The sequence below is a fragment of the Mesorhizobium helmanticense genome (genome assembly GCF_003034915.1).
GTDB classification, from domain to species: domain Bacteria; phylum Pseudomonadota; class Alphaproteobacteria; order Rhizobiales; family Rhizobiaceae; genus Mesorhizobium; species Mesorhizobium helmanticense.
This window is the reverse complement of sequence record NZ_PZJX01000025.1, coordinates 132780-155553: the sequence shown is the minus strand read 5'-3', so window position 1 is coordinate 155553 and position 22774 is coordinate 132780. Positions and strand designations below refer to the sequence as shown.

General features: G+C 63.8%; 19 protein-coding genes and 1 tRNA gene. 6 read left to right on the top strand and 14 right to left on the bottom strand.

Annotated features, from left to right (window positions below):
- Window positions 1-66 precede the first annotated feature (66 nt).
- Complete coding sequence (locus C9427_RS12050; protein ID WP_107649390.1) at window positions 67-984, bottom strand: methyltransferase domain-containing protein; 918 nt, start codon at window positions 982-984, stop codon at window positions 67-69.
- 105 nt (window positions 985-1089) lie between these two features.
- On the opposite strand from C9427_RS12050, the gene C9427_RS12045 reads away from it, so the two are divergent.
- Both C9427_RS12045 and C9427_RS12040 read left to right on the top strand, forming a co-directional pair.
- Entirely contained in the window at window positions 1090-2100 is a 1011-nt protein-coding gene (locus C9427_RS12045) for a ligase-associated DNA damage response exonuclease (RefSeq protein ID WP_107649389.1), read from the top strand.
- Window positions 2101-2326: 226 nt separating this feature from the next.
- A complete protein-coding gene (locus C9427_RS12040) occupies window positions 2327-3925 on the top strand; it encodes a cisplatin damage response ATP-dependent DNA ligase (RefSeq protein WP_107649388.1) in 1599 nt (532 codons plus the stop codon).
- Between the two features lie 5 nt (window positions 3926-3930).
- On the opposite strand, the gene C9427_RS12035 is transcribed toward C9427_RS12040, so the two are convergent.
- Window positions 3931-5139, bottom strand: coding sequence for a hypothetical protein (locus C9427_RS12035; RefSeq protein WP_107649476.1), 1209 nt, complete (start codon window positions 5137-5139; stop codon window positions 3931-3933).
- A 333-nt stretch (window positions 5140-5472) separates the two neighbouring features.
- Between C9427_RS12035 and C9427_RS12030 the strand changes: the two genes are divergently transcribed.
- Window positions 5473-5548, top strand: a tRNA-Thr gene (locus tag C9427_RS12030).
- A gap of 38 nt (window positions 5549-5586) precedes the next feature.
- Here the strand turns inward: C9427_RS12030 and C9427_RS12025 are convergent.
- From C9427_RS12025 to C9427_RS12000, 6 genes are read right to left on the bottom strand one after another with little or no spacing between them, the layout of a single operon-like run.
- The gene (locus C9427_RS12025; protein WP_107649387.1) at window positions 5587-6513 is read right to left on the bottom strand and encodes an acetamidase/formamidase family protein; all 927 of its coding nucleotides are present in this window, start codon (window positions 6511-6513) and stop codon (window positions 5587-5589) included.
- Window positions 6514-6530: 17 nt separating this feature from the next.
- Entirely contained in the window at window positions 6531-7493 is a 963-nt protein-coding gene (locus C9427_RS12020; protein WP_107649386.1) for an ABC transporter permease, read from the bottom strand.
- 6 nt (window positions 7494-7499) lie between these two features.
- Entirely contained in the window at window positions 7500-8528 is a 1029-nt protein-coding gene (locus C9427_RS12015; protein WP_107649385.1) for an ABC transporter permease, read from the bottom strand.
- Window positions 8528-10066 (bottom strand): ABC transporter ATP-binding protein, encoded by a 1539-nt coding sequence (locus tag C9427_RS12010; protein WP_167434324.1) that lies wholly within the window; start codon window positions 10064-10066, stop codon window positions 8528-8530. The genes C9427_RS12015 and C9427_RS12010 overlap by 1 nt, the downstream gene beginning before the upstream one ends.
- Before the next feature lie 58 nt (window positions 10067-10124).
- The gene (locus tag C9427_RS12005; protein ID WP_167434323.1) at window positions 10125-11138 is read right to left on the bottom strand and encodes a BMP family lipoprotein; all 1014 of its coding nucleotides are present in this window, start codon (window positions 11136-11138) and stop codon (window positions 10125-10127) included.
- 15 nt (window positions 11139-11153) lie between these two features.
- Window positions 11154-12146: a nucleoside hydrolase gene (locus C9427_RS12000; RefSeq protein ID WP_167434322.1), complete on the bottom strand. Its 993-nt coding sequence runs from the start codon at window positions 12144-12146 to the stop codon at window positions 11154-11156.
- Between the two features lie 195 nt (window positions 12147-12341).
- Here C9427_RS12000 and C9427_RS11995 point away from each other — a divergent pair, with 195 nt between their 5' ends.
- Both C9427_RS11995 and C9427_RS11990 read left to right on the top strand, forming a co-directional pair.
- Window positions 12342-13226 (top strand): alpha/beta hydrolase, encoded by an 885-nt coding sequence (locus C9427_RS11995; RefSeq protein ID WP_107649381.1) that lies wholly within the window; start codon window positions 12342-12344, stop codon window positions 13224-13226.
- Window positions 13226-14233: a LacI family DNA-binding transcriptional regulator gene (locus tag C9427_RS11990; RefSeq protein ID WP_167434321.1), complete on the top strand. Its 1008-nt coding sequence runs from the start codon at window positions 13226-13228 to the stop codon at window positions 14231-14233. Before C9427_RS11995 ends, C9427_RS11990 begins: the two co-directional genes overlap by 1 nt.
- Window positions 14234-14292: 59 nt before the next feature.
- On the opposite strand, the gene C9427_RS33785 is transcribed toward C9427_RS11990, so the two are convergent.
- Window positions 14293-14553, bottom strand: a complete 261-nt coding sequence (locus C9427_RS33785) for a GCG_CRPN prefix-to-repeats domain-containing protein (protein WP_146172532.1) — start codon at window positions 14551-14553, stop codon at window positions 14293-14295.
- A gap of 333 nt (window positions 14554-14886) precedes the next feature.
- Between C9427_RS33785 and C9427_RS11980 the strand changes: the two genes are divergently transcribed.
- Entirely contained in the window at window positions 14887-15681 is a 795-nt protein-coding gene (locus C9427_RS11980; protein ID WP_107649475.1) for an FkbM family methyltransferase, read from the top strand.
- Between the two features lie 90 nt (window positions 15682-15771).
- Here the strand turns inward: C9427_RS11980 and C9427_RS11975 are convergent, their stop codons facing one another.
- The 5 genes from C9427_RS11975 to C9427_RS11950 form a co-directional block, all read right to left on the bottom strand.
- Entirely contained in the window at window positions 15772-17373 is a 1602-nt protein-coding gene (locus C9427_RS11975) for an indolepyruvate oxidoreductase subunit beta family protein (protein ID WP_107649378.1), read from the bottom strand.
- The gene (locus C9427_RS11970) at window positions 17366-19519 is read right to left on the bottom strand and encodes a thiamine pyrophosphate-dependent enzyme (RefSeq protein WP_107649377.1); all 2154 of its coding nucleotides are present in this window, start codon (window positions 19517-19519) and stop codon (window positions 17366-17368) included. The genes C9427_RS11975 and C9427_RS11970 overlap by 8 nt, the downstream gene beginning before the upstream one ends.
- Before the next feature lie 47 nt (window positions 19520-19566).
- Window positions 19567-20049, bottom strand: a complete 483-nt coding sequence (locus C9427_RS11965) for a MarR family winged helix-turn-helix transcriptional regulator (RefSeq protein WP_107649376.1) — start codon at window positions 20047-20049, stop codon at window positions 19567-19569.
- Window positions 20049-21620, bottom strand: coding sequence for a phytoene desaturase family protein (locus tag C9427_RS11960; RefSeq protein ID WP_107649375.1), 1572 nt, complete (start codon window positions 21618-21620; stop codon window positions 20049-20051). The genes C9427_RS11965 and C9427_RS11960 overlap by 1 nt, the downstream gene beginning before the upstream one ends.
- A gap of 306 nt (window positions 21621-21926) precedes the next feature.
- Window positions 21927-22718: a cyclase family protein gene (locus C9427_RS11950; RefSeq protein WP_107649374.1), complete on the bottom strand. Its 792-nt coding sequence runs from the start codon at window positions 22716-22718 to the stop codon at window positions 21927-21929.
- Window positions 22719-22774: the final 56 nt, after the last annotated feature.

Here is a 22774-nt window from a genome sequence, read left to right as displayed (position 1 = left end):
GGCAAGGGAATCGGACTTTTTCGCAGCCAATGCAACGACGGCGTGGCCTGTATACCAAAATCCTGTTCACACATCGCCCAGTGAAGCGCAGACCACGGCCAGCCCCTCGATCGGCAGGCGGCGATCCTGCCGGATGACGGTTGTTTGCGCCGACAGGATCGAAAAGCCATTGGCGGCCAGCACCTTGCGCACATAAATTGCCGAATGCGCATAGCGGCGTGACGGCTGCAACGCGAAGTCAGTGGTGCCGGCGAGCGTCTCGACCGAGAACGCGAACAGACCATTACCGGCAAGCATCTTTGCAACCGTGCCGACGATGCCTTCGAGCGCGCCCACGTAGATGAACACGTCGGCCGCCACCACCAGATCCGCTCTTTCGCCGGCATGCGAAAAGTCCTGCAGGTCCGCCTTGGCGAGATGATCATAGACGCCTTTGGCCCGCGCCTTGCCCAACATCCTGGCGGAGATGTCGTAACCTTCCAGGCGATCGGCGATCGGCCGCAGCCTCTGCCCCATCAGCCCGGTGCCGCAGCCAAGGTCGATCGCCAGCCGAAAACGGCCCGGCCTTGCCGCCCGAATGGCCTGGTCGAGGAAATCGGGCAGCAGGTAACCGAGCTTGTCGACCAGCGCCTCGTCGAAGGTACCGGCGTAGTGGTCGAACAGCGTTTCGATGAAGGCGCTGGGGGGTGCCGCGCTGGCTGGCGCCTTGCCTATCAATTGCAGTTTCAGCCCCGCACCAAGCCTATCCACCGGCTCCAGCTTGAGCGCCATAGTCCAGGCCTGCGCCGCCTGCTCGAAGGCGCCCGCGGCTTCCTGCATCTCGCCGAGGCGGAACCAGCCCATCACCCATTGCGGCGCCAGTTCCAGCGCGCCGAGCAGCAGCTCGGCGGCTGCCGGATGATCGCCAGATGCGTGAAGCATTTCAGCATAATCGGCACGACGATCGGTGTTGAGGTCGCCGGAAGAGGTGTGGAGCGGTTTCATGGACGGTTGTTCCGCCAGCAGATGAAGCCGGCAGGCGTGTATGCTGGAGTCAGCAGTCTCTTGCAACAGGCTTCCCGCGGCGGAATTAGCAACTATCTTGGAAAAATGCGCGACAGCGACCTGCTTCACCCCCGGCCCGAAGGCCTCTATTGTCCGCCCGGCGATTTCTTCATCGACCCGGTGCGACCGGTCAACCGGGCACTGATCACGCATGGGCATTCCGACCATGCCCGTTCCGGCCACCGTTGCGTGCTGGCCACCAGGCAGACGCTCGACATCATGGGGTTGCGCTATGGCGAGGGCTTCGCCGGGACGACGCAAGCCGCCACACTCGGCGAGACAATCGCGCTCAACGGGGTCACCGTCACCTTTCATCCGGCCGGCCATGTGCTCGGCTCGGCGCAGATCGCCGTCGAGCACATGGGCAGGCGCATCGTCGCCTCCGGCGACTACAAACGCCAGAAGGACGCCACCTGCGAACCGTTCGAACCGGTCCAATGCGATGTCTTCATCACCGAGGCGACTTTCGGCCTGCCGGTGTTTCGCCATCCGCCCGACAGCGAAGAGATCGCCCGGCTGCTGAAATCGGCGGCGCAGTTCCCCGAACGATCGCATCTGGTCGGCGCCTATGCGCTCGGCAAGGCGCAGCGGGTGATGCGACTGCTGCGCGATGCCGGTTACGACAGGCCGATCTACATCCATGGCGCGCTGGCCAAGCTCAGCGAGTATTACCAGAGCCAGGGCATCGACCTCGGCATGCTGGAGCCGGCAACCGTCGAAAGCGGCGCCAAGGACGATTTCACCGGAGCAATCGTCATCGGCCCGCCCTCGGCCTTCGCCGACCGCTGGGCGCGGCGCTTTCCCGATCCGATCTCGTGCTTTGCCTCCGGCTGGATGCGCATCCGCCAGCGCGCCAAGCAGGGCGGCGTCGAGCTGCCGCTGATCATTTCTGACCATGCCGACTGGGACGAGCTGATTGCTACGATCAAGGAGACCGGCGCCGAGGAGATCTGGGTCACGCATGGACGCGAGGAAGCCCTGGTGCGCTGGTGCGAGCTCGAAGGCATTGCCGCACGGCCGTTGCATCTCGTGGGATATGAGGACGAGGGCGATTGATGGCGCTCATGGCCGATGCAGCGCTCTACGGCGCCCCCCTCTGTCCTGCCGGACATCTCCCCCTCAAGGGGGGAGATTTGCTGTCGCGACTGCTTTCGCCAATCTCCAACGATGCAGAATGGGCGGTAAGGCCAAAGCTGCCAATCTCCCCCCTTGAGGGGGAGATGTCCGGCAGGACAGAGGGGGGCATCGTAGAGCGCGACGCTGGCCCACGGCGCGCGCCGTCATGAACCGCTTCGCCGAACTCCTCGACCGCCTGGTGCTGACGCCGTCGCGCAATGGCAAGCTGACGCTTTTGACCGATTATTTCCGCGGCATCGAGGATCCGGATCGCGGGCTGGCGCTGGCCGCGATCACCGGCGACCTTTCGATCGCCGCGGTCAAGCCGGCCATGCTGCGCACGCTGGTCATCGAGCGCATGGACCCGGTGCTGTTCGGCTATTCCTACGACTATGTCGGGGACCTCGCCGAAACCGTGTCGCTGGTCTGGCCGCAGCCACCCGGAGACATGCCGAACCATTCGCCGACGCTCGCCGAAGTCGTGGCCAAGCTGCAGGCGGCCAGCCGTTCCGACGGACCGAAGGTGCTGGCGAGGCTGCTGGACAGCGCCAGCATTTCGGCGCGCTTCGCCATCATCAAGCTGGTGACCGGTGGCCTGCGCATCGGCGTCTCGGCACGGCTGGCCAAGCAGGCGCTGGCCGACCTCGGCCAAGTCGACGTCGCCGAGATCGAGGAGCTCTGGCACGGTCTGACGCCGCCCTATGCCGGCCTCTTCGCCTGGCTGGAAGGCAAGGCCGAAAGACCCGAGAAGACCGCACTGGCGCTGTTCAGGCCGGTGATGCTATCCAATGCTGTCGGCGACGGCGATCTCGAAAAGCTCAATCCGGCCGACTATGCGGCCGAGTGGAAATGGGATGGCATCCGCGTCCAGGCGGTTTGCGAAGGTGGCGTTCGCCGGCTCTATTCGCGCACCGGCGACGATGTCTCAGGCGCCTTCCCCGACCTTGCCGAAGCCATGGATTTTTCAGCCGCGCTCGACGGCGAACTGCTGGTCGGCGATCCCCAGGCGACCGGCACGTTTTCGGATCTGCAGCAGCGGTTGAACCGCAAGAGCGTGTCAGCGAAGATACAGCAGCAATTTCCGGCGTTCATGCGCTGCTATGACGTCCTGCAGATCGGCGACGAGGATTTGCGCGCGCTGTCGTTTCGCGAGCGGCGCGGCCGCCTCGAAGCCTTTGTGGGAACACTCGATCCTAGCCGCTTCGACCTGTCGCCGCTGGTCGAGTTCGCCGACTGGCCGACCCTCGAGGAATTGCGCAGCGCGCCGCCGCACCCGATCATCGAGGGCGTCATGCTGAAGCGCTGGGATTCACCCTATCTCGCAGGACGGCCGAAGGGCCCGTGGTTCAAGTGGAAGCGCGATCCGCATACGGTCGACGCGGTGCTGATGTATGCCCAGCGCGGCCATGGCAAGCGTTCGAGCTTCTATTCCGACTACACGTTCGGCGTCTGGTCAGGCCCCGAAGGCGCTGAAGAGCTGGTGCCGGTCGGCAAAGCCTATTTCGGCTTCACCGACGAGGAGCTGAAGCAGATCGACAAATATGTCAGGGACAACACGGTCGAGCGTTTCGGCCCGGTCCGCTCGGTGCGGGCCGATCGCAGACAAGGCCTGGTGCTGGAGGTGGCGTTCGAAGGGCTCAACCGCTCGACACGGCATAAATCCGGCGTCGCCATGCGCTTCCCGCGTATATCACGGCTGCGCTGGGACAAGCCGGCGGCCGAAGCCGACCGCATCGAGACGCTGCAGGCGCTGCTCGATAGCTAGATTTTCTACGGCACCACCGAGACGCGGATCTCGTAGATGTCGACCGATTTGCCCTGCTTGTCGAAGTCGGAATTGATGGCGATGGTGCCGGCGGCACCCGGACGCTTGTCGGGGAACCGCACGTCAAACAGATATTCGTTGCGCTCGCGGCCAACTGCATAGCGCTTGCGGCCGCAGTCGCCGAGTTCGCCGAAATTGCAGTCGATGGAGATCTGCGTCTCCTTGCCTTCCTCGGAGCGGGCGAGGATGTCGAACGTCGCATGCTTGCCGGCGAGCTTGTCCAGCACGCCTTGCCCGACATCGAAGCTGATGGCCGAGCCGGAAGCACCCGAACGGATGCGCAGGAAGGAACCACTGTCGTCCTGCATGACTTCGGCCTTGGCATCCGAGGGTGCACTGACGAGCGTGGGGTCGCTCGGCGAAAACACATTGATCCAGTCGCGCGCCTGATCCGCCTCGCCGGGCTTCTGCGGCGAGGCCGTGTCCGCCGGCGGCGCGAAATCGTCGTCGCCCACCGTCGGCGGCTCCTGCGGCGGCGCCGTATCGAGCTCTGCCGGTGTCTTGAAGACGCCGGTCTGCGCGGCGAAATACAGGCCGATGCCGGCTGCCGCGAGCAGCGTGACGCCAAGGAAGATGGCCGTCAGCGGCAAGCGGCGCCCCACCACCCGCCTCTCGTCGCGGTCGGGCGTCACCTCGGCCTCGTCGGTTCCGGTCGGTGCGGGGGCCGACATGTCGATCTCCGGAACGCCGGGAAAAACCGCTTCGGGCATGATATCGGGGACGACGGGCAGCACGCGCGACCTGGGTTCGTCGGATGGAGGAGGTTCCACCGGCCCGTCGACAACGATGTCGGGCGACGGCTCGGCAGGTTCGACCGCGGGGTCGCCATTTGCCGGAAGCTCGACTGCGGGCGCCGCCGTAGCGTCGTCCTCCGGCACTGCTGCTGCAGCGTTGTCCCCCGGCGCTACCGCAGCGCTGTCCGCCCGCGCGGCAATGTCGGGTACGGCCGGCAGGAATTCGGATTCGATTTCGGCGATCTTGGCCTGCACCGCCTTGCGGCGCTTGATGGCGACCTCCACCGTCACGTTCGGATTGGCCTGGAGGGCCCGGTCAAGTGCCGCGAAGGCCGACCGATAGACCCTCTCGCGAAACGCGCGGTCCTCGGCATTGCCTTTTTCGAAAGCATTCCGGATCGCTTTTTCGATGGCGTCCAAGCCGGATCCCTCTGCACGTTCGCTCACATTGTCATGATCGTTAGCCGCAGGCGACCAATCAATCAACGGGCGAGCACCCGCATTCTGCCTTGCCGATGCCCCCAAAGCCCATTTCGGCGGCTTTTCGGTAAAGAAATCAACATTTTTCGCCGATTTTTCCGCCGCGTCGGCAAACAACCTGCTGGTGTGGCATCACACGAACAATGGCGAAGCGGCCGCGCGCGCTTCGTTTCGGTCAAACAAGGGATCGATACGAATTGCCAAGTCCCATCTTGAATTCGCGGCAGGTTGCGTCTATCACCCAGCGCATCTTGGAGGCCTCGGGCTTCCCGGGCCGCTTTAGCTCAGTTGGTAGAGCACATCATTCGTAATGATGGGGTCAGGTGTTCGAGTCACCTAAGCGGCACCAGTTGTTTCATCCCGCAATCACGCTCTTTCAGATTGCCTTCAAGCAGGCAAAGCGCGCTTTGGTATCGAGCACAGCACGCTGAAAGACGGGTTGACCAGATTGCCGATGCGCAGTTTGCAGCATTGGCTGACGAGCTGGTGCGCGTCCATCAGGTCCAGCCCTGTCCGCCGCGCGACCCAGCGGACCAGACCGGATGCGGCGATGCGGACGGCATCGTCGACAGGTCGCGCGCAGCCGATGACGCCGATATGGCTCGCGGTTTCCAGCCTCGGCCAATCGAAGCCCTCTTCCGGCGCAAGCCGGTCGATCGAAAGCGTGGTGTTGAAGGCGCCTTCGATCGCGGTGCCTGATATCTCGCCGTCACCCTGCGCATAGTGGCCGTCACCGATATAGACCTGCCCGCCATCGACATTGGCGCGCAGGTAGAGCGTAGTGCCCGGTCCGAGATCCGGGATGTCGAGATTGCCGCCGAAGTCGCCGGGGACGACGCCGAGACGAACTTCGCCATGCGCCGGCGCGACACCGAGCGTTCCATGAAACGGCCGGAAAGGCACCTGCAGCGGGGGGCCGGAGCGCGTCGGTGTCGTGAGCGACGTCCGGCCGGGATCGAAGGTCCAGATCCAGACGCGCTCGTCCTGCGGCCGCTGCAGGTTCGGATTGGCACGCGTGCCCGAGAGCAGGCCGAAATCCGGCGAGATCGTCGCGACACCCCAGTCGCGAGCGGGCTCCAGCGCGATCAGGCGGATGGCGAGAATGTCACCCGCCACGACGCCGTCGACGGCAATCGGCCCGGTCAGCGGATTGACTTTCGGGTAGGGCGCCACTTCGCGCGGCCGGCCGTCGACATCGGTCAGCTTGCCGCAGAAGCAGTCCTCGGTGAACACGGTGAAGACCTCGCCGGACCGCACGGTTCTTGAGGGCGCATGGCCGCCGAAATGAAACACGAAGCCGTCTTGTCCCTGCATCTGTCAGGCGCCTTGCGTCATGATGGTTCGAGGTCCGCACGGTGCGAACCGGACGGCTCGCTCGTCGCCTGCGGCTTGAGTATCCTGGCCGGCCGGTTGCGGATGTGAAGCCGCCAGCGCGCGAATGTCAGTCCGAGAATGGCCGCGAGATAAGGCAGCATCAGGACGAACTGCGAGGGGATGTCGAGCGCCTGAAGGCGGTCTCCCAGAGCGCCGAAGAAGCCGAACAGCACGGCCGCGGCAGCCGTCGTCCAGGGCAGGCCGCCGCTGAACAGGGTCGCGGCGAGGCCAATGAAGCCGCGGCCGCTGGTCATTTCGGGGAGGAAGAAGTGAAGCTTGTCCATCGAGATCTGCGCACCGGCCAGACCGGCCAGCAATCCGCTTATGGCGAGCGCCAGCGCCTTCATGCGCGCGACGTCGATACCGGCCGAGCGGGCCGCGTGTTCGTCCTCGCCCGAAGCGCGCAGATAGTAGCCGGTCGGCGTCTTGTAGAGGAAGACGAAGCATGCCGGCACGGCCAGGAAGGAGAGCACGACGATGATGCTCTGCCCCTCCAGCGCCGGACCGAGCACCGGCAGCCAGGAAAGCGCGCCGGCCGGAATATGCCAGAGATCGGGGAAGGTGATCGGTCGCAGGCCGCCCGGGCTGCGGTAGAACCATTCCAGTGCGAACAGGCTGCCACCGGCGGCCAGAAGGTTGATGCCGAGGCCGGCAACGATGAAATCCGCGGAAAACCGCAAGGTCATCAGCGCCAGAAGCTGGGACATGACGATTGCCGCGACCAGAGCGCACAAAAGCGCAAGCGCGGCACTCCCCGATGCATTGCCTACGGCGATGGCGGTGAAGGCGCCGACCAGCATCATCCCTTCCACGGCGACGTTGAGGATGTTGGCGCGCAGCGTGATCATCGCCGCGAGAGCCGCCAGCATGATCGGCGAGGATTGCTCGAGCACCGAGGCGAGGAACGAGATGTAGGCCATGCCGCTCTAGCCCTGCCGCTGCCGGAGGCCAAGCCGCGCCGTCATCAACAGCACGAGAAGGCCGGTGAGGAGATCGACGAGCGAGCGCGGCACGTCGGTGGAGATCTGCATATAGGCGGCGCCGTTGATGATCATGGCATAGAACAATGCCGTCGCCAGCGCGCCGATGGGATGGATGCGGGCCAGGAGGGCGCAGGTGAGGCCGACCAGCCCGTAGTCAGGCGAGAAATTCTGCTCGAAGCGGTGGCCGATCCCGAGAACGTAGAGCGTGCCGGCGAGGCCGCCAAAACCGCCGGCCAGGAGCATCGCCGTGATGATGCGCCTGTCGGCGGGAACGCCGATCGTCCTGGCAAAGCGCAGATTGGTGCCGGATGCACGCAGCTGCGCGCCCCATTCCGTCCTGAAGAGAGCCACCCAGCTGACGATGGAAAGCAGGACGGCAACGATGATGCCGCTGGTGGCGCCGGGCACGCCCGGGAACGCCGGAAGCCATATCTTCTGCGGCAGCATCTGGCTGACCGCGCCGTAGCTGGTCGGGTCGCGGATGACCTGATTGGCGAGATAGGAGGTGAACAACAGCACGATGATGTTCAGCATCAGCGTTGTCACGACCTCGTCGACGGCAAGCCTGACCTTCAGCACCGCTGGAATCCAGCCGAGGAATGCACCGGCCAGAATGCCCGCCGCGACCGCAAGCGGAAACAGCACGATCGCCGGCAGGCCGGACAGGAAGACACCGACCACAGTGGCGGCAATCGCGCCGGCATAGAGCTGGCCTTCACCGCCGACATTGAAGACGCCGGCACGGAACGAGAAGATCACCCCCAGCGCGATCAGCGTCAGAGGCGTGGCACGGTTGAGGAACAGGGCGAAATTGCCGAGGGAATCGAAATTGGCGAAGAGCAGATCGCGATAAGCGCGGACCGGTTCGTCGGTGATGGCGGCAACCAGCACGAAGCCGATGGCAAGGGTCAGCGCGATCGCGGCGACCGGCGCGCGAATGGCCTTCAGCAAGTCGACGACGGCGCGGCGCATCAGTTGACCGCCCCGACGGAGCCGTTCATCAGCGCACCGATCGTCACTTCGTCGGCGGCGCTGCGTTCGAGAACCCGCAGCAGCTTGCCCGAATACATCACGCCGATCCTGTCGGAGAGCGCCAGGATCTCGGACAGTTCCGACGATATCAACAGGACGGCGCGGCCGCGGTCGGCCGCCGCCATGATGCGCTCGTAGATGAACTCGGCAGCGCCGATGTCGAGGCCACGCGTCGGCTGGCTGACCACGAGAAGCGGCGGATCGCGATTGAGTTCGCGGGCGATGACGACCTTCTGCATGTTGCCGCCCGACAGGCTGCCGGCCGGTGTCGAGGGCTGCGCGCCGCGAATGTCGAACTCCGCGATCTTGCCTGCGGTGAAGGCCTCGACCCTGTCGGTGCGCACGAACCCGTGCCTGGTCAGGCCTGCCAGCGCATAGTTGGTCGCGGCGAGGTTCTCGCCGACGCTCATGGTGACGCTGAGGCCGCGATCGAGGCGGTCTTCCGGTACGAAGCCGAGGCCCGCCTTCTGGCGGCCCGGGACGCCGACAGCGGTGACGTCGCGGCCGTCGAATTCGATCGATCCGGCCTGGATGTCGGTGAAGCCGGCGATGACTTCCGACAGTTCGGTCTGGCCGTTGCCGTCAACGCCGGCGATGCCGAAGATCTCGCCGGCGCGGACCTCGAACGAAGCATCGTCGAGCAGCCGCCTTCCGGCGGCATTGGTTATTGCGACGTGGCGAAGCCTAAGCCTGGTCGGGCCGAAGGCGCGCGTGCGCGGCCGGCCGGCGCGGCCGACCAGAAAGACATCGCGGCCGACCATGTCGCGGGCGATATCGGCCTCGCTGACGTCGCGCGTGAAGTGGGTCGATATGGTTTTGCCGTGCCGCAGCACCGTCACCCGGTCGGACACCGCCTTCACCTCACGCAGCTTGTGGGTGATGAAAAGGATCGTGCGGCCGCGAGAACGCAGCCCATCGATGACACCGATCAGTTCGTCGACTTCCGGAGGCGTCAGCACCGCCGTCGGTTCATCCAGGATCAGCAGCTTCGCGTCGAATGCCAGCGCCTTGAGGATCTCGACGCGCTGACGTTGTCCGACTGAGAGTTCGCGCACCGGCGTCCGCGGATCGAGACCGAAATTGTAGCGTTCGATGAGTGCCGCGGCCTGCGCAATCATTGCCTGGCGATCGGAGAAGATTCCCAGGCGGGTCAGGTGCCGGCCGAGGAAGACGTTTTCCGCGACCGTCATCGACGGAACCAGGGTAAAATGCTGGTGGACCATGCCGATGCCGAGCCGGCTGGCGACGATCGGGCTGGCGATCTCGACCTTGCGGCCGTCGAGTTGGATGACACCCGCGCTCGGCTGGTGGATGCCGGCCAGAATATTCATCAAGGTCGACTTGCCGGCGCCGTTCTCGCCGCAGATGACATGGACTTCGCCGCGCCGGACGCTCAGCTCGACATCCCGCAGCGCCACCTTCTCGCCGAATGTCTTGGCGATGGCCGAAAGGTGCAGGATTTCATCCGGGCCGGTCATTGCAAGTCCGCCAACAAGGCGATGGGCGGGAGCGAACCCACCCATCTGTTTTACAAGTCTACTTGAAGGCGGTCTCGACCTTAAGCTCGCCGCTGACGACTTTCGCCTTCGCCTCGTCGATCTTCGCCTTTACCGATGCCGGCACCAGGGCATCGTTGTAGACCAGACCGACACCATCATTGGCCAGGCCATAGATCTTGAGCTTGCCGAACTCGGCCTTGCCGTCGCGGACCTGGCCGATCGAATCGTAGATCGAGTTGCCGATCTGCTTCAGCATCGAAGCGATGACATTCTCCGGGTGCAGTCCGTTCTGATCGGAATCGACGCCGATGGCATATTTCTTGGCGTCAGCCGCGCCTTTCAATATGCCAAGGCCTGCCGGACCGGCCACGTTGTAGACGACGTTGGCGCCATTTTCGATGGCGGTCTTGGTAAGGTCATAGGCCTTCTGGGCGTCGTTGAAATTGCCGATGAAAATCACCTGGACCTCGATATTGGGCACGACGGTCTTGGCGCCCTGCTTGAAGCCGACGATGAAGTCCTGGATGACCGGCAGATCCATGCCGGCAACCACGGCGATCTTCGGCTCGCCGGAGGACAGCGGGAAATCGGCCTTGTCCGTCGCCGCGATCGCGGCGAGCGCGCCGGCGAGATAGGAGCCCTCATTCTGCGCGTATTTCACCGAAAGGACGTTCGGCAGATCCAGCTGATCGTCGAAGAAGACATATTTCTGTTCGGGATGCTGGGGCGCGACCGCCGCCAGATTGTCGTGCATGTTCGGCCCGGTGAAGATGATGCTCCATTCGCCGGAATTGGAGACCGCTTCCAGGTTCTGCCGCCACAGTTGTGGATCGCTCGGCGAGGCCTGCAGCAGACGCGTGCGCACGCCATCTTTTTCGGCGCGCGCAAAGCCGGTCGCGGCATTGTCGTTGAAACCCATGTCGCCCAGATTGTCGCTCATCACATAGACGGCGCTGAGCTTGTCGGCCGCGTTCGCCGCGCCGGCCAGGATCGAGACGGACAGCAATGCGCCGGCAACGCTGGCCAATGATTTCGATAGGATTGTCATCATCATCATGTTCCCTTGTTATGTCGTTTGATGTGCTGCTGCTGGAATTGCGTTGCCGCTCTCGAGATCGCCGGGCTGGAGTGCCGCAATCGCGGCGATCGACGCGATGAGCGCCTCTTGCGTGGCGTCGACGTCGAACTCGATGACGACGTCGCAATTGGCTGGAGTGACGGACCGGCCGTGAAAATCGACGACCGTGCGGCCGTAATTCAGCCCCGGCGCCGTCTCGATATCGACGCGGGCCTTGACGGTCTTCGCAATGCCCGGCTGCGCCGCCACGAGCACGGCACAGGGATCGTGCAGCGGCGTTTCGATCGGCGTCAGGACATTCGGCCGGTGTGTCGAACGCAGCGACGCCAGCAATTCCGCCGCCAGCTTGGCAACCGGGGCGCGGAGCGCTGCTACGCGATCGATCAGCGCGGGCGTGATCGGCACTGTCCCACTCGCGTCCACCGGCACCATGGTCAGGGGAATGCCGGAGCCATAGACGATGGCCGCCGCCTCGGGATCGCACAGTATGTTCCACTCGGCCGCCGCCGATTTTGTCCCCAGGCCCCAGGCACCGCTAAGGGTAACAATCCTGCCGATCAGCGGCTGGATATGGGGGTAGCGGCGCAGCGTCAGGGCGATATTGGTCAGCGGTCCGGTCGCGACGATGGTCAGGCCGGGCCGCGCGGCGGCCTCGGCTGCGATGCGGTCGACGGAATGCTGCGGGTCGAGCTCGACGCGCGCAAGATCGTCGCGAACCGGATCGAGTGCGCTCTCCATGTCGAGGACGCGGGCGATCAGACGTTCGCGAAGCAGCGGCCCGACAGAACCCTCGCATACCGGCGCAGCCAGTGGGTGGGCCATGGCGACGGTGATCGCGGCATTGATGGCGGTGCGGTCGCTGGAAAGATGGCCGGCGCCTGTCGTCACGGCGAGAAGACGGACCGCCGGGTGTCCGAGTGCTGCCAGGATGGCGAGCGCGTCGTCGTTTCCCGGGTCGCAATCATGGAGGAGATCAATCATCGATGCCATTAACCGCGACCCGTCCAGACGCTCGACAGAACCATGCCTGCCTGCTATCTACACGAGTAGAATGATGGTTGCAAGCCAGTTGGCCGAAACATCGGCGCGAGACGGAGCTTCGAAGCGCGAGCCCGACGTGATAGGTCCGTTACACCAATCTGCCGACCGTCGGTTTTTTTGAAGAGGACTTTTCGAATGCCGCTGTACCGCCAGTTCGAAACGCAGGAACAGCTCGACTGGGAATACAGGCCGGAGCTCAGGATAGACGATCCGAAGGCCTTCGAGAAAATCATTGCCGGCCGGATCGCCGAGGCTGAAGAGGCGAGAAAAACCCTCAGCCGCACGCCGGATGTCTATTACGGGCCGACGCGGATGGAAAAGCTCGACATCTATCCGGCCAGCACGGCCAACGCCCCGATCGTGATCTTCATCCATGGCGGCTACTGGTTCGATGGCCGCCTGAAAAAGGAAAACTACATCTGGGTGGCCAAGGGTTTCACCGGCAATGACGTGACCACCGTCATCATCGACTACGATGTGTGCCCGAAGGTCACCGTCGACGAGATTGTGCGTCAGTGTCGGGCGGCGATCGCCTGGACCTACAAGAACGCCGCGACCTTCGGCGCCGACAGCAACCGGATTTATGTGACGGGCAATTCCGCCGGCGGCCACCTGACCGCGATGATGGCGGTGACCGATTGGGTCAACGAGTACGGGCTGCCGGCGGACGTCATCAAGGGAGCCTGTCCGATCAGCGGCCTCTACGACATCGAGCCTTTCCGGTACACCTGGATCCAGCCGAAGATCCAGTTCAACGGCCAGCAGATCAGGCGCAACAGCCCGATACTGCATGTGCCGGAGAACGGGATACCGCTGCTCGTCAGCTGGGGTTCGAACGAGAGCGCCGAGTTCTGGCGGCAGTCGCAGGAATTCTGCGCGGCCTGGCAGGCCAAAGGCAATGATGCAAAGCCCCTGCCACAAGAGGGCCGCGACCATTTCACGGCGATCAGCGGCTATGCCGACAAGGAGAGCTCCTTCTTGAGGAAGGTCATGGATCACATGCAGGAATGCTGGGCCTGATGGTCACCCGATCAGACGTTGCAAGGCGCGCAGGGACTTCGACAGCCGTCGTCAGCTATGTCGTCAATGACGGCCCGCGGCCTGTCGCGGCCGAGACCCGGCAACGCGTGCTCGACGCCATCGCCGCGCTCGGCTACCGTCCAAACCGCGTCGCGCAGGCGCTGCGAGGACAGCGATCGCGCGTTCTCGGCCTGATCGTGCCCGATATCTCCAACCCATTCTATGCCGAACTGGCCCGGGTGATCGAGAACTGCGCCGACCTGCTTGGATACACGCTTGTGCTTGGCAATAGCGAGCAGGACGCGCAACGCGAGCTGCGCTACGTCCATACATTCCTCGACCGGCAGGTCGACGGGCTGATCCTGATCAGCGGCAGCAGTTCCGAAGAATTGACCGCCCTGTTTCCGGAGATTGCTGTTCCGTTCATCCTGCTCGATCGCCGTATCAATTACGCCCCGAACGCCTTTCTTCTGGCGACGGACAGCTTTGCCGGCGCCATCACCGCGACCCGCCATCTGCTCTCGCTCGGGCATACCGACATAGCAGCACTTTGCGGACCGGCGCGCATCGCCAGCGAGCGCGCGCGCGGCTATGCGCATGCGATGACCGAAGCGGGCCTGAAGCCGGTTCTCCATCACAGCGACGAATATGACCGGCAGTCGTCGCATGCGCTCGCGCGCACCATATTGTCGGGGCCGGACAGGCCGAGCGCGATCTTTGCCAGCTACGATCTTGCCGGCATCAGCATTCTGCGCGCCGCGGCGGATGTCGGGTTGAACATCCCCGGGGATCTTGCTGTTGTCGCCTACGACAACATTCTGGAGGGCCAATACACCGTCCCTCGCCTGACGACGGTCGCCCAGCCCACCGAGGAACTGGGCAACAGTGCGACCAGACATCTGATCGGCCTGGTCGAGGGCAATATCGAAGTCAAGTTCGGAATGGAATTCATCGCGCCGAGGCTGATCGTGCGGGAGAGTTGCGGCGGGCTCACGCCACAGGGATAGAGCGCGACAGGAACGCCCGCGCCTTATCCGACGCGGGCGCTTTTTCGACCCGTCAGCGCCTACCGGGCCCAGTACCCGGGGTGCCAGCGGTGATGAAACCAGACGCCTCGATGCCAACGGTGGACTGGGCGAAACCGCCGGTTCGGCACGCAATTGCCCCAATTGTTGATGTGCCAGCCGGGGCCGCATCGCCAGCCGACCGTTTCGACGGGGATCTGGGCCGCGCCTGGCCTTGCCACCGGCATCGCCTGCGAACCGGTGCTCGACAACATCAGGGTGCCCGCCGCAAGGGCGATGGGCAGAATGTGTTTGGTGAGCATGACTGTATTCTCCATGGTTCACACCCCTGGGGAATAAATACCACCCGATCGGCTGAACGCCGGATGACATCGCAATCAAAAGTTCGTTGGCCCTTGGTCAGCCGGCAGCAGTTGACTGTCTCGACGGCCAGCGCATGGTCTTCCCGGACATGGCCGAGCGCCAGCACAAGAGGGGCCTTCCCTCAAACGGACGAAGACAGGCCCGGATTTAAGCGTAATTTCCCACGCTCGCTTCCCAAGTAGCATTGCGGACCGGAAGCTCTGTACGAAGTTCAAGCATTTACATGCAACGGAATGGTCAACCTTGGGCGGGAGGCAATCCGGAGGCAGAGAATGTTAATTTCAGCAACCGCACCTGTTGTCCAATTAGCAACAAAGCTCAATAGAAAGATCCAGCAAGCAACACACGTCCTGAGAGCAGAAGGGTTCGGTCGATTCCTGCAATTGTCTGCCTGGTCGCTGAGCGAACCACTTAGGTCGGTATGGCTCCGCCGCCGTGTTGCGGCCGATGCAAGGCAGGCATCGTCCAAGCTCAGGGCGGCAGAGCGAAATCGCGGATTGTTTATCGATTGTGGTTCAAACGTCGGCCAAGGATATAGATACTTTTCTCGGTACTACACACCCGACCGCTTCGACTACGTTCTGGTCGAGCCCAACAGGAATTGCCTGCCGCACCTTGACGCCTTGCGTTCAGAAAATGCGACCATGGAGATCATCGTCAAGGCGGCAAGCGTCAAAGATGGCTTTGCCGAACTATTTGGTCCCCCTCCGGAGCGGTCGGGGCCCACCCACCAAGGTTGCTCGATCGTCTTTGACCACAACGAAAGCTTGTATCAATCGCTACGATTTAGTCCGGACCTAGTCGAAACGTTTTCGCTATCGCAGATGATCCGAGCGAAGCGTGAAGTGTATGACGTGGTCGTTCTCAAGCTCGATGTCGAAGGGGCAGAGTACGAGATCCTTGACGACATGATCCGGTCCGGAAGCCATCGCGATCTCTATGCCGCATATGTGGAATTCCACTCTCTCAAAATGCGGACTCCCGAGAGACGAAGGAAACGCATCGCAGAATTCCAAGTCATGGATGCATTCCGCAAGGCGGGCACGCGCTTTCGCGAGTGGATATAGGCGCTATGATCAAAAGGACGGGCAAGCCGGTTATCTCGATATGACCGGCTTGCCCGGACCCCTGAGTGGTTCGGTACCGAACCGGGCGTTTCAATTCTCCAGATCCGAGCCCAACGACGCCACGGTCTTCAGCGCACCGTCCAGCATGTCGCCCCTCTCGTCCTTGAGCGCTGCTTCGCGCAGGCGCCTGATCCAGTCGGCGGCATCGTCCCGGCCCTTGACCAGATCGAGCGCCGAGAGCACGCGATCGAACTTGGATTGCGCGCGGGCATGGGTGTCGCTGTAACCCTTGATCAGCCGGCGGCAATTGAGGATCTCGACGGCCAGGGCGTAGTCTTGCCGGACATGGCCAAGCGCCAGATCATACCAGCGCTCGAGATGCGCGGTCTCGACCTTGTGGCGCAGCAGGCGACGACGCCAGCGGCGCAGGCCACCGATGAACCAGAGCGCGGCAAAGCCGGCAAAGCTGTCGGTGCGGATGTGGCGGCCGCGATTGATGCGGCGGTCGAGAAAGGCGGCGAGCTTCGGCCGGTTCTCGATGTAGCTGCCAAGGCCTGCCGGCAGCGTGCCACAGAATTCCTCGATGCGCGGATGGAAGTATTCGGTCACCTGCAGGACCGTCCCGTCCTTGACGCCGACCTCGCGGCGCACCCGTCTGTCGCGGGTCGAGCGGGTCTTGAGATCGGCGACGCGGATCATGTCGTCGTAGCACATGGCGTTGGCCAGATGCTTTGCCGCTGATATCGACAGCGCGTAGGCATGGTCGGCCCCGTAGCGATCGGCATTGTCCAGAGCGATAGCCTTGTCGAGCCGGTCGAGATATTCGCCGCCATAGGCGATATCCTGATAGTCGACGATTTTTTTCAGGCCAAGCATTGCCATGTCGCGAACAGCAGCCGGCAAAGCATCGATGCGAGCAGCCAGTTGCTGCCAGCCCTGCATGAGGTTTTCCGGCCCGCTCACCTTCGCCTTCATGCCAGAACCGGTTTCGGTAGCCGCCGGCTTCTCCACCGTTTCCGAAGAGGCAGCGCCAGCAATGCCACGCGCGCGGTCAAAGGAAGCGCCGAAGGCGGCGAGGCTGGCCTTGACGCCGCGGTCGCCGGCACCGACCGCCTGTTCGTAGCTTTCGCGGGTGAACGGCAGCGCGCCGGAGCCGGCAAGCGCGCCGAGCAGGCTGGCCGAGATCATCGAGCCATTGTCGGCGGCGATCTTCTCCATGTCGAAGGCGATAAAATGTTTGGCGGCTGCTTCGGCAGTCGCCTGGACCTTGGCGGACGAGGCGCGGCCATCGCCGGGTTCGATCTTTTCCGACACGGCGGCGATGCGGTGCGAGGAAGTGATCAGCGTGGTGCGTTCGGGCGTGACGAAGCCCCTGATGATGGCGCGGCCGGCTTCCATCAATTCGGCCGCAATCAAGATGTCGACATCACCCTGCGACGGGGACAGCGCAAAGACCGGCAGCCGGCCGGTGTCTCTGGCCATCTCGACATAGTAGATGGTGGCGCCGGTGCGCTGGGCGACGCCGGCGACCGAGGTCGATTGCGCGACATAACCGTTGCGCTCGGCGACATCGGTGATCCAGTCAGCCAGAACGCCGCCGCCCTGGCCGCCGACCGCCAGCACGGCAAGCTTGATGACGGGCTCGTCCGAAGCGTCGGCCCCAGGGCGAGATGATGGGACGGCGTCAAGCATCGGCGAAGGTCAGGCGCCGGCTTTCGCGCCGCCGCTGTAGCATGCCGATCGTTGAACGACGTGCGCTTTCGAGAAAGCGATCCCAGCGGCTTGGGTTGTGGACAACGTCGGCGCGATAGAAGGACGGGCACAGCACCGCGGCATCCGCCACCTCACCGCAATTGCCGCAGCCGACGCAGCTCTGGTCGATATGCGCCACCGGATCGTCACGCAGCGGATCGTCGAGCGACTTCACCGATAGCGACGGGCAGCCGGAAAGCCGCATGCAGGCATGGTCGCCGGTGCAGATGTCCTCGTCGACGCCGAATTTCGGCTTCACTATCCGCTCGCCGCCCTTGATCGCCTTGTCGACCAGCGGCTTTTCACGCCGCTGCCGGTTGAGCATGCATTCGGACGAGGCGACGATAACCTTCGGCCCCTTCTCGTCCGTCGTCAGCGCCTCGCGCAGCGTGTCCTGCATCTTGCCGACATCATAGGTGCGGTCGATGTGGCGCAGCCATTTGACGCCCATGCCCTTCACCGCTTCGGTGATCGGATGCTTGGTCGACTTGGTCTTGTTGCCGGCGCGAGACGAGAGGATGTCCTGCCCCCCCGTCGCAGCCGAATAAAAATTGTCGACGATGACGATGACGCCGTCGTTCTTGTTGAACACCGCATTGCCGATCGAGGAGGTCAGGCCGTTATGCCAGAAGCCGCCATCGCCGACGAAGGAGATCGAGCGGCGCTTGGCGTCAGGCGAATTGAAGGCCGAGGCCGAGGCCGGCCCCAGCCCGTAGCCCATGGTGGTGGCGCCGAGCTCGAAGGGCGGCATGATCGAGAACAGATGGCAGCCGATGTCGGAAGCGATGTGATGCTTGCCAAGCTCCTGTTCGACCAGCTTTGTCGCGGCAAAGATCGGCCGCTCCGGGCAGCCGATGCAGAAGCCGGGCGGACGGCCAGGAACGACGTTGATCAGGTCGGCGGTGTCGACCCCCTCGCCTGACTTGTTCGGCGCCCGCACCTCGCCCGGCAGCAGATACGGGGCCTCGGTGCGCAGGAAGGAGCCGATGCCGTCGAGCATGACCTGGCCGGTGTATTCGCCGGCCATCGGCAGGTGCTCCTTGCCGACGAGCTTCGTGCCGCGTCCGGCCTTGTGCAGCATCGCGGCAAAGGCCTGCTCGATATAGTTGGGCTGGCCTTCCTCGACGACGAGCACGGCGTCCTTGCCCTCGCAGAAGGACAGGAACTCGTCGTCGATCAGGGGATAGACCGCATTGAGCACATAAAGCGGCACGTCAGTGTCGCCATAGGTGTCGGCGAGGCCGAGACGCTGCAGCGCGCGGATGACCGCATTGTACATGCCGCCTTGCATGACGAGGCCGACCGAGCCGTGATCCGAGCCGAAGAATTCGTTGATCTTGCGGCTCTTGATGAAATCCACCGCCGCCGGCCAGCGCTTCTGCACCTTCTCCTTCTCATGCAGGAAGGAGGCGGGCGGCAGCACGATGCGGCCAGTGTCGCGACGCGGCGCGTCCAGCGCATCGGCCACCGACATTGGCGGCCGCTTGTTGTCCTTGGCGATGAAATGGCCGTGCACATGGCAGCAGCGGATGCGCACCTGCAGCATGACGGGCGTGTTGGATGCTTCCGACAGCTCAAATCCGTCCTCCACCGCCTTGACGATCGACGGCAGATTGGGACGCGGATCGAGCAGCCAGACCTGGCTCTTCATGGCAAAGGCATGGCTGCGCTCCTGCATGATCGAGGAGCCCTCGCCATAATCCTCGCCGACGATGATCAGCGCGCCGCCGGTGACGCCGCCCGACGCCAGATTGGCGAGCGCATCGGAGGCGACATTGGTGCCGACCGTCGACTTGAAGGTGGCCGCACCGCGGATCGGATAATGCACCGAGGCGGCCAGCATGGCGGTGGCGGTGGCTTCCGAGGCACTGGCCTCGAAATGGACGCCAAGCTCGCCAAGGATATCCTGCGCGTCAGCCAGCACGTCCATCAGGTGGCTGATCGGCGCGCCCTGGTAGCCGCCGACATAGCCGACGCCGCATTGCAGCAGCGCCTTGGTAATGGCGAGGATGCCTTCGCCGGCAAACTCCTCGCCGGCGCCGAGCCGGAGTTTTTCGACTTCCTTGGCAAAAGACCGTTCGGCCATGGTGGCCTCCTTCCGTTGCCGCCCGCCAGGGCGGCGCGTACTTCAACTCAAATCTCGTGCTTGCGAATGTTCGTCAGCATCTTCAGCAGCGTGGCGATAAGGGCGGCGTATTCGGCATCGTCGATGCCATCGAACATCGCGTCGAACGCGTCATGCATGGCCGGCCAGGCGCGGGTGAACTCGGCGCGGCCATCGTCGGTCAGGAATACATGGCGAATGCGGCTGTCGGTAACGCCCTGCTCGCGCCGCACAAGGCCCTGCCCTTCCAGCGTGTCGAGCGTGCGGCTCAAGGTCGACTGCTCGATCACCGTATAGACCGAGAGGTCGTTGACGGTGACGCCGTCGGTGACCGACAGCACGGCCAACGTGCGAACCTGCGGAATGGTCAGGCCCTGCTTGCGGAAATCGTCGCGCAAGGTGGCATTGTAGCGGCCCATGATGCGGTTCATCAGATAGGGCGCGAATTGCTGCAGGCCGATCTGGCCGAGTGTCGAGATGCGCTGGCGTTTTTCGGGAACGCTCTGCTCCATCACAGCCTCCCCGCCAGCAGGAAGCCGGAGCCGCCGCCAAGCCCGGCGCCGGGATGAGTGGAGGCGCCGATATGATAGAGGCCCTTGATGCCGGTGTCGTGGTTGCGGCTCGCCTTGAACGGCCGCCACAGAAACGACTGGTCGATGGTCGAGGAGCCGCCATAGGGATCGCCGCCGACCAGGTTGATGTTCATGGTTTCGAGATCGGCCGGCGAATAAGCGCGGCGCGCGATCACGCTGTCTTTGAAGCCATCGATATGGTTGCCGAGGATCGCTTCGACGCGATCAGCATAGGCCTCGCGAAGCTTCTCGGTCCATTGCCCGTCGGCCGGTGCCTCAAGTTTGCCGGCGGCATCGCCCTTGATGTGGCGTGGCGCCTCGGGCAGTTGCAGCCACAGAATCGCCTTGCCGTCGGGACAGCGCGACGGGTCGAGCGCATGCGGCTGGCCGACGCAGATGGTCGGTACCTCCGGCAGCAGGCCACGCACCGCCTCGTTGCAGGCCTTGGACACACCATCGAGTCCCGGCGTCAGATGCAGCAGCGCGACATTGCCCAGGCCCTCGCCGCGCCATGCGGGCGGCCGGTCCAGCGCATAGTGGATCTGGAAATTGCCCTTGCCGTAGCGGTATTTCCGGGTCGCCTCGACGGCAGCCGCCGGCGCGTCCTTGCCTAACAGCCGGCCGTAAAGCTGTGTCGGTGTGACCGAGCAGATGATGCTTTTTCTTGCCGTGACGATTTCGCCTGACGCAAGTCGCACGCCCGTGGCCCGGCCTTCACTCTGGACAATGGAGGCAACGTCGCCTTCAGTCCGGATCACGCCGCCGCGCTCCTTGATCAGCGCTTCGAAGGCAGAAAGCAGATTCTTGGCGCCGCCCTTGACGATCGGCGCGCCGGCCGCCTCCAGCGCGAAGGCGATAACCTTGGCGATCTGGCTGGAGAAGGCATCCTCCGGCCCAAGGCCGGCGTGCAGCACCCAGGGCGCCCAAAGCGCACGGGCGGTTTCGGATTGGTAGCTGTTTTCAAGCCAGCCCCGCGCTGGCGCCAACGCGTCGCCGAGGAAGGCGGCGAGATTGCGCGGACCACGCCGCCAGGCCTCGCCTGCCATAAGCCTGGTTGTCGGATAGGACCACAGGCTGCCGCCGAGCAGGCCGAACAGCAAGCCGGCATTGCGTTCTATCTCGCCTACATCGTTTGCGTGCCTGTCGCCATCACCGGACGCAATCTCATTGAGCACGGCGACATTGGCGGCACGGTCGGTGCTAAGCACAGCATGGCTGCCATCTGGCCTGAGCACACCAGTAGGCGTGGCGGTGTGGCAGAACTCGAGCCCGTGCCGCGCCAGATCCTTGCCAAGCGCGGCAAAGGCCGGCGAGGTGATGAACAGGACAAAGGTCGTCGCCATCACATCATGGACGAAGCCCGGCACGGTGACTTCCTCGGTGCGCATGCAGCCGCCAATGCGGTCGTTGCGCTCAAGCACCAGCACCTTCGCGCCCTTGCCGCCCAGCATCGCCGCACAGACCAGCGCGTTGATGCCGCTGCCGACGATGATGTGATCGGGCGCGTTCATAGAGGGTTGCTCGCTGGAAGCTGAGATTCAATCTCGCAAGTTGGCGTTCCTTCGCGCCCCCCTCTGTCCTGCCGGACATCTCCCCCTCTAGGGGGGAGATCGGCCATCACCACTGCCTTCGCCAATTTCCAACGTGGCAGGAATAAACGGGGCGCCGAGGCCGCTGATCTCCCCCCTAGAGGGGGAGATGTCCGGCAGGACAGAGGGGGGCGCCGTAGAGAGACAGCTTTGCAAGGCTGCGGCCCCCACCTCGTCACTACAGCGTTGCCTGCGAGCATGATCTTCTCCCGAAGACCGCCAACTGCCCTATTTCCCTGGCACCAGCGCTAGCGCGCGGATCGGGCTGCCGGTGCCGTGTTCGATCTTGAGCGGCGCGGCGATCAGGATGGCGCCCTTGGGCGGCAGCCGATCAAGGTTGCAGAGGCTGGCGAGGCCGTAGCGATTGGCCTTGTGCATAAGCGTGTGCGCCGGGAATGGCGGCTCCATCCCCCCTGCTTTGCCTGCATCTGTGCCGATCGTCTCGCTGCCCCAGCCCTTGATGTCCTTGCTTATCAGGAACTGGATGGCTTCCGCCGTCGGTCCGGGCGTATGCGGGCCGGTCTCGTCGGCATTGAGGAACTCGGCTTCCGAACCGTTGCGCTTGTACCAGTCGGTGCGCATCACCACCCACTCGCCGGCATTGATCGCGCCATGCTTGGCTTCCCATGCATTGATGTGGTCGACGGTGAGCAGGAAATCGTGATCGGCGGCGGCTTCCCTGGAGCAGTCGATGACGTTGACCGGGCCGACGAAGTTCTGCGCCGGAATGGTATCGGTGGCGCCGTCCGGATAATCCTTGCCGGTGATCCAGTGTTGCGGCGCGTCGAAATGCGTGCCCGAATGCTCGCCGAGCTTAAGCCAGTTCCACGCCCACCACGGACCGTTCTTGTCATAGCGGGAGATCGAATGGATCTCGACCTTCGGCGTATCGACGGCAAGCTCCGGCGGCAACTTGATCAGCGGCGTGTCCGGCCCGAGCGGTGCCGACAGGTCGACCACCTGGATGGCGCCGGAAAGAAGCTGGCCGGCGACCTCGCCGAGAAGTTTTTGCGTGTCCATGGTCTCTGTTCCCTCTTTGTCGATGATGCTGAAGGCTCGTTGCGGCCCTTAATATC

Coding starts and splice junctions, on each gene's coding strand:
- C9427_RS12015 (WP_107649385.1), bottom strand. CDS start 8,528: ATGCGCCGCGCCGTCGTCGACTTGCTGAAGGCCATTCGCGCGCCGGTC.
- C9427_RS12000 (WP_167434322.1), bottom strand. CDS start 12,146: ATGATTGATCTCCTCCATGATTGCGACCCGGGAAACGACGACGCGCTC.
- C9427_RS33785 (WP_146172532.1), bottom strand. CDS start 14,553: ATGCTCACCAAACACATTCTGCCCATCGCCCTTGCGGCGGGCACCCTG.
- C9427_RS11980 (WP_107649475.1), top strand. CDS start 14,887: ATGTTAATTTCAGCAACCGCACCTGTTGTCCAATTAGCAACAAAGCTC.
- C9427_RS11965 (WP_107649376.1), bottom strand. CDS start 20,049: ATGGAGCAGAGCGTTCCCGAAAAACGCCAGCGCATCTCGACACTCGGC.
- C9427_RS12045 (WP_107649389.1), top strand. CDS start 1,090: ATGCGCGACAGCGACCTGCTTCACCCCCGGCCCGAAGGCCTCTATTGT.
- C9427_RS11960 (WP_107649375.1), bottom strand. CDS start 21,620: ATGAACGCGCCCGATCACATCATCGTCGGCAGCGGCATCAACGCGCTG.
- C9427_RS11970 (WP_107649377.1), bottom strand. CDS start 19,519: ATGGCCGAACGGTCTTTTGCCAAGGAAGTCGAAAAACTCCGGCTCGGC.
- C9427_RS12025 (WP_107649387.1), bottom strand. CDS start 6,513: ATGCAGGGACAAGACGGCTTCGTGTTTCATTTCGGCGGCCATGCGCCC.
- C9427_RS11975 (WP_107649378.1), bottom strand. CDS start 17,373: ATGCTTGACGCCGTCCCATCATCTCGCCCTGGGGCCGACGCTTCGGAC.
- C9427_RS12005 (WP_167434323.1), bottom strand. CDS start 11,138: ATGATGACAATCCTATCGAAATCATTGGCCAGCGTTGCCGGCGCATTG.
- C9427_RS11995 (WP_107649381.1), top strand. CDS start 12,342: ATGCCGCTGTACCGCCAGTTCGAAACGCAGGAACAGCTCGACTGGGAA.
- C9427_RS11950 (WP_107649374.1), bottom strand. CDS start 22,718: ATGGACACGCAAAAACTTCTCGGCGAGGTCGCCGGCCAGCTTCTTTCC.
- C9427_RS12010 (WP_167434324.1), bottom strand. CDS start 10,066: ATGACCGGCCCGGATGAAATCCTGCACCTTTCGGCCATCGCCAAGACA.
- C9427_RS12050 (WP_107649390.1), bottom strand. CDS start 984: ATGAAACCGCTCCACACCTCTTCCGGCGACCTCAACACCGATCGTCGT.
- C9427_RS12040 (WP_107649388.1), top strand. CDS start 2,327: ATGAACCGCTTCGCCGAACTCCTCGACCGCCTGGTGCTGACGCCGTCG.
- C9427_RS11990 (WP_167434321.1), top strand. CDS start 13,226: ATGGTCACCCGATCAGACGTTGCAAGGCGCGCAGGGACTTCGACAGCC.
- C9427_RS12020 (WP_107649386.1), bottom strand. CDS start 7,493: ATGGCCTACATCTCGTTCCTCGCCTCGGTGCTCGAGCAATCCTCGCCG.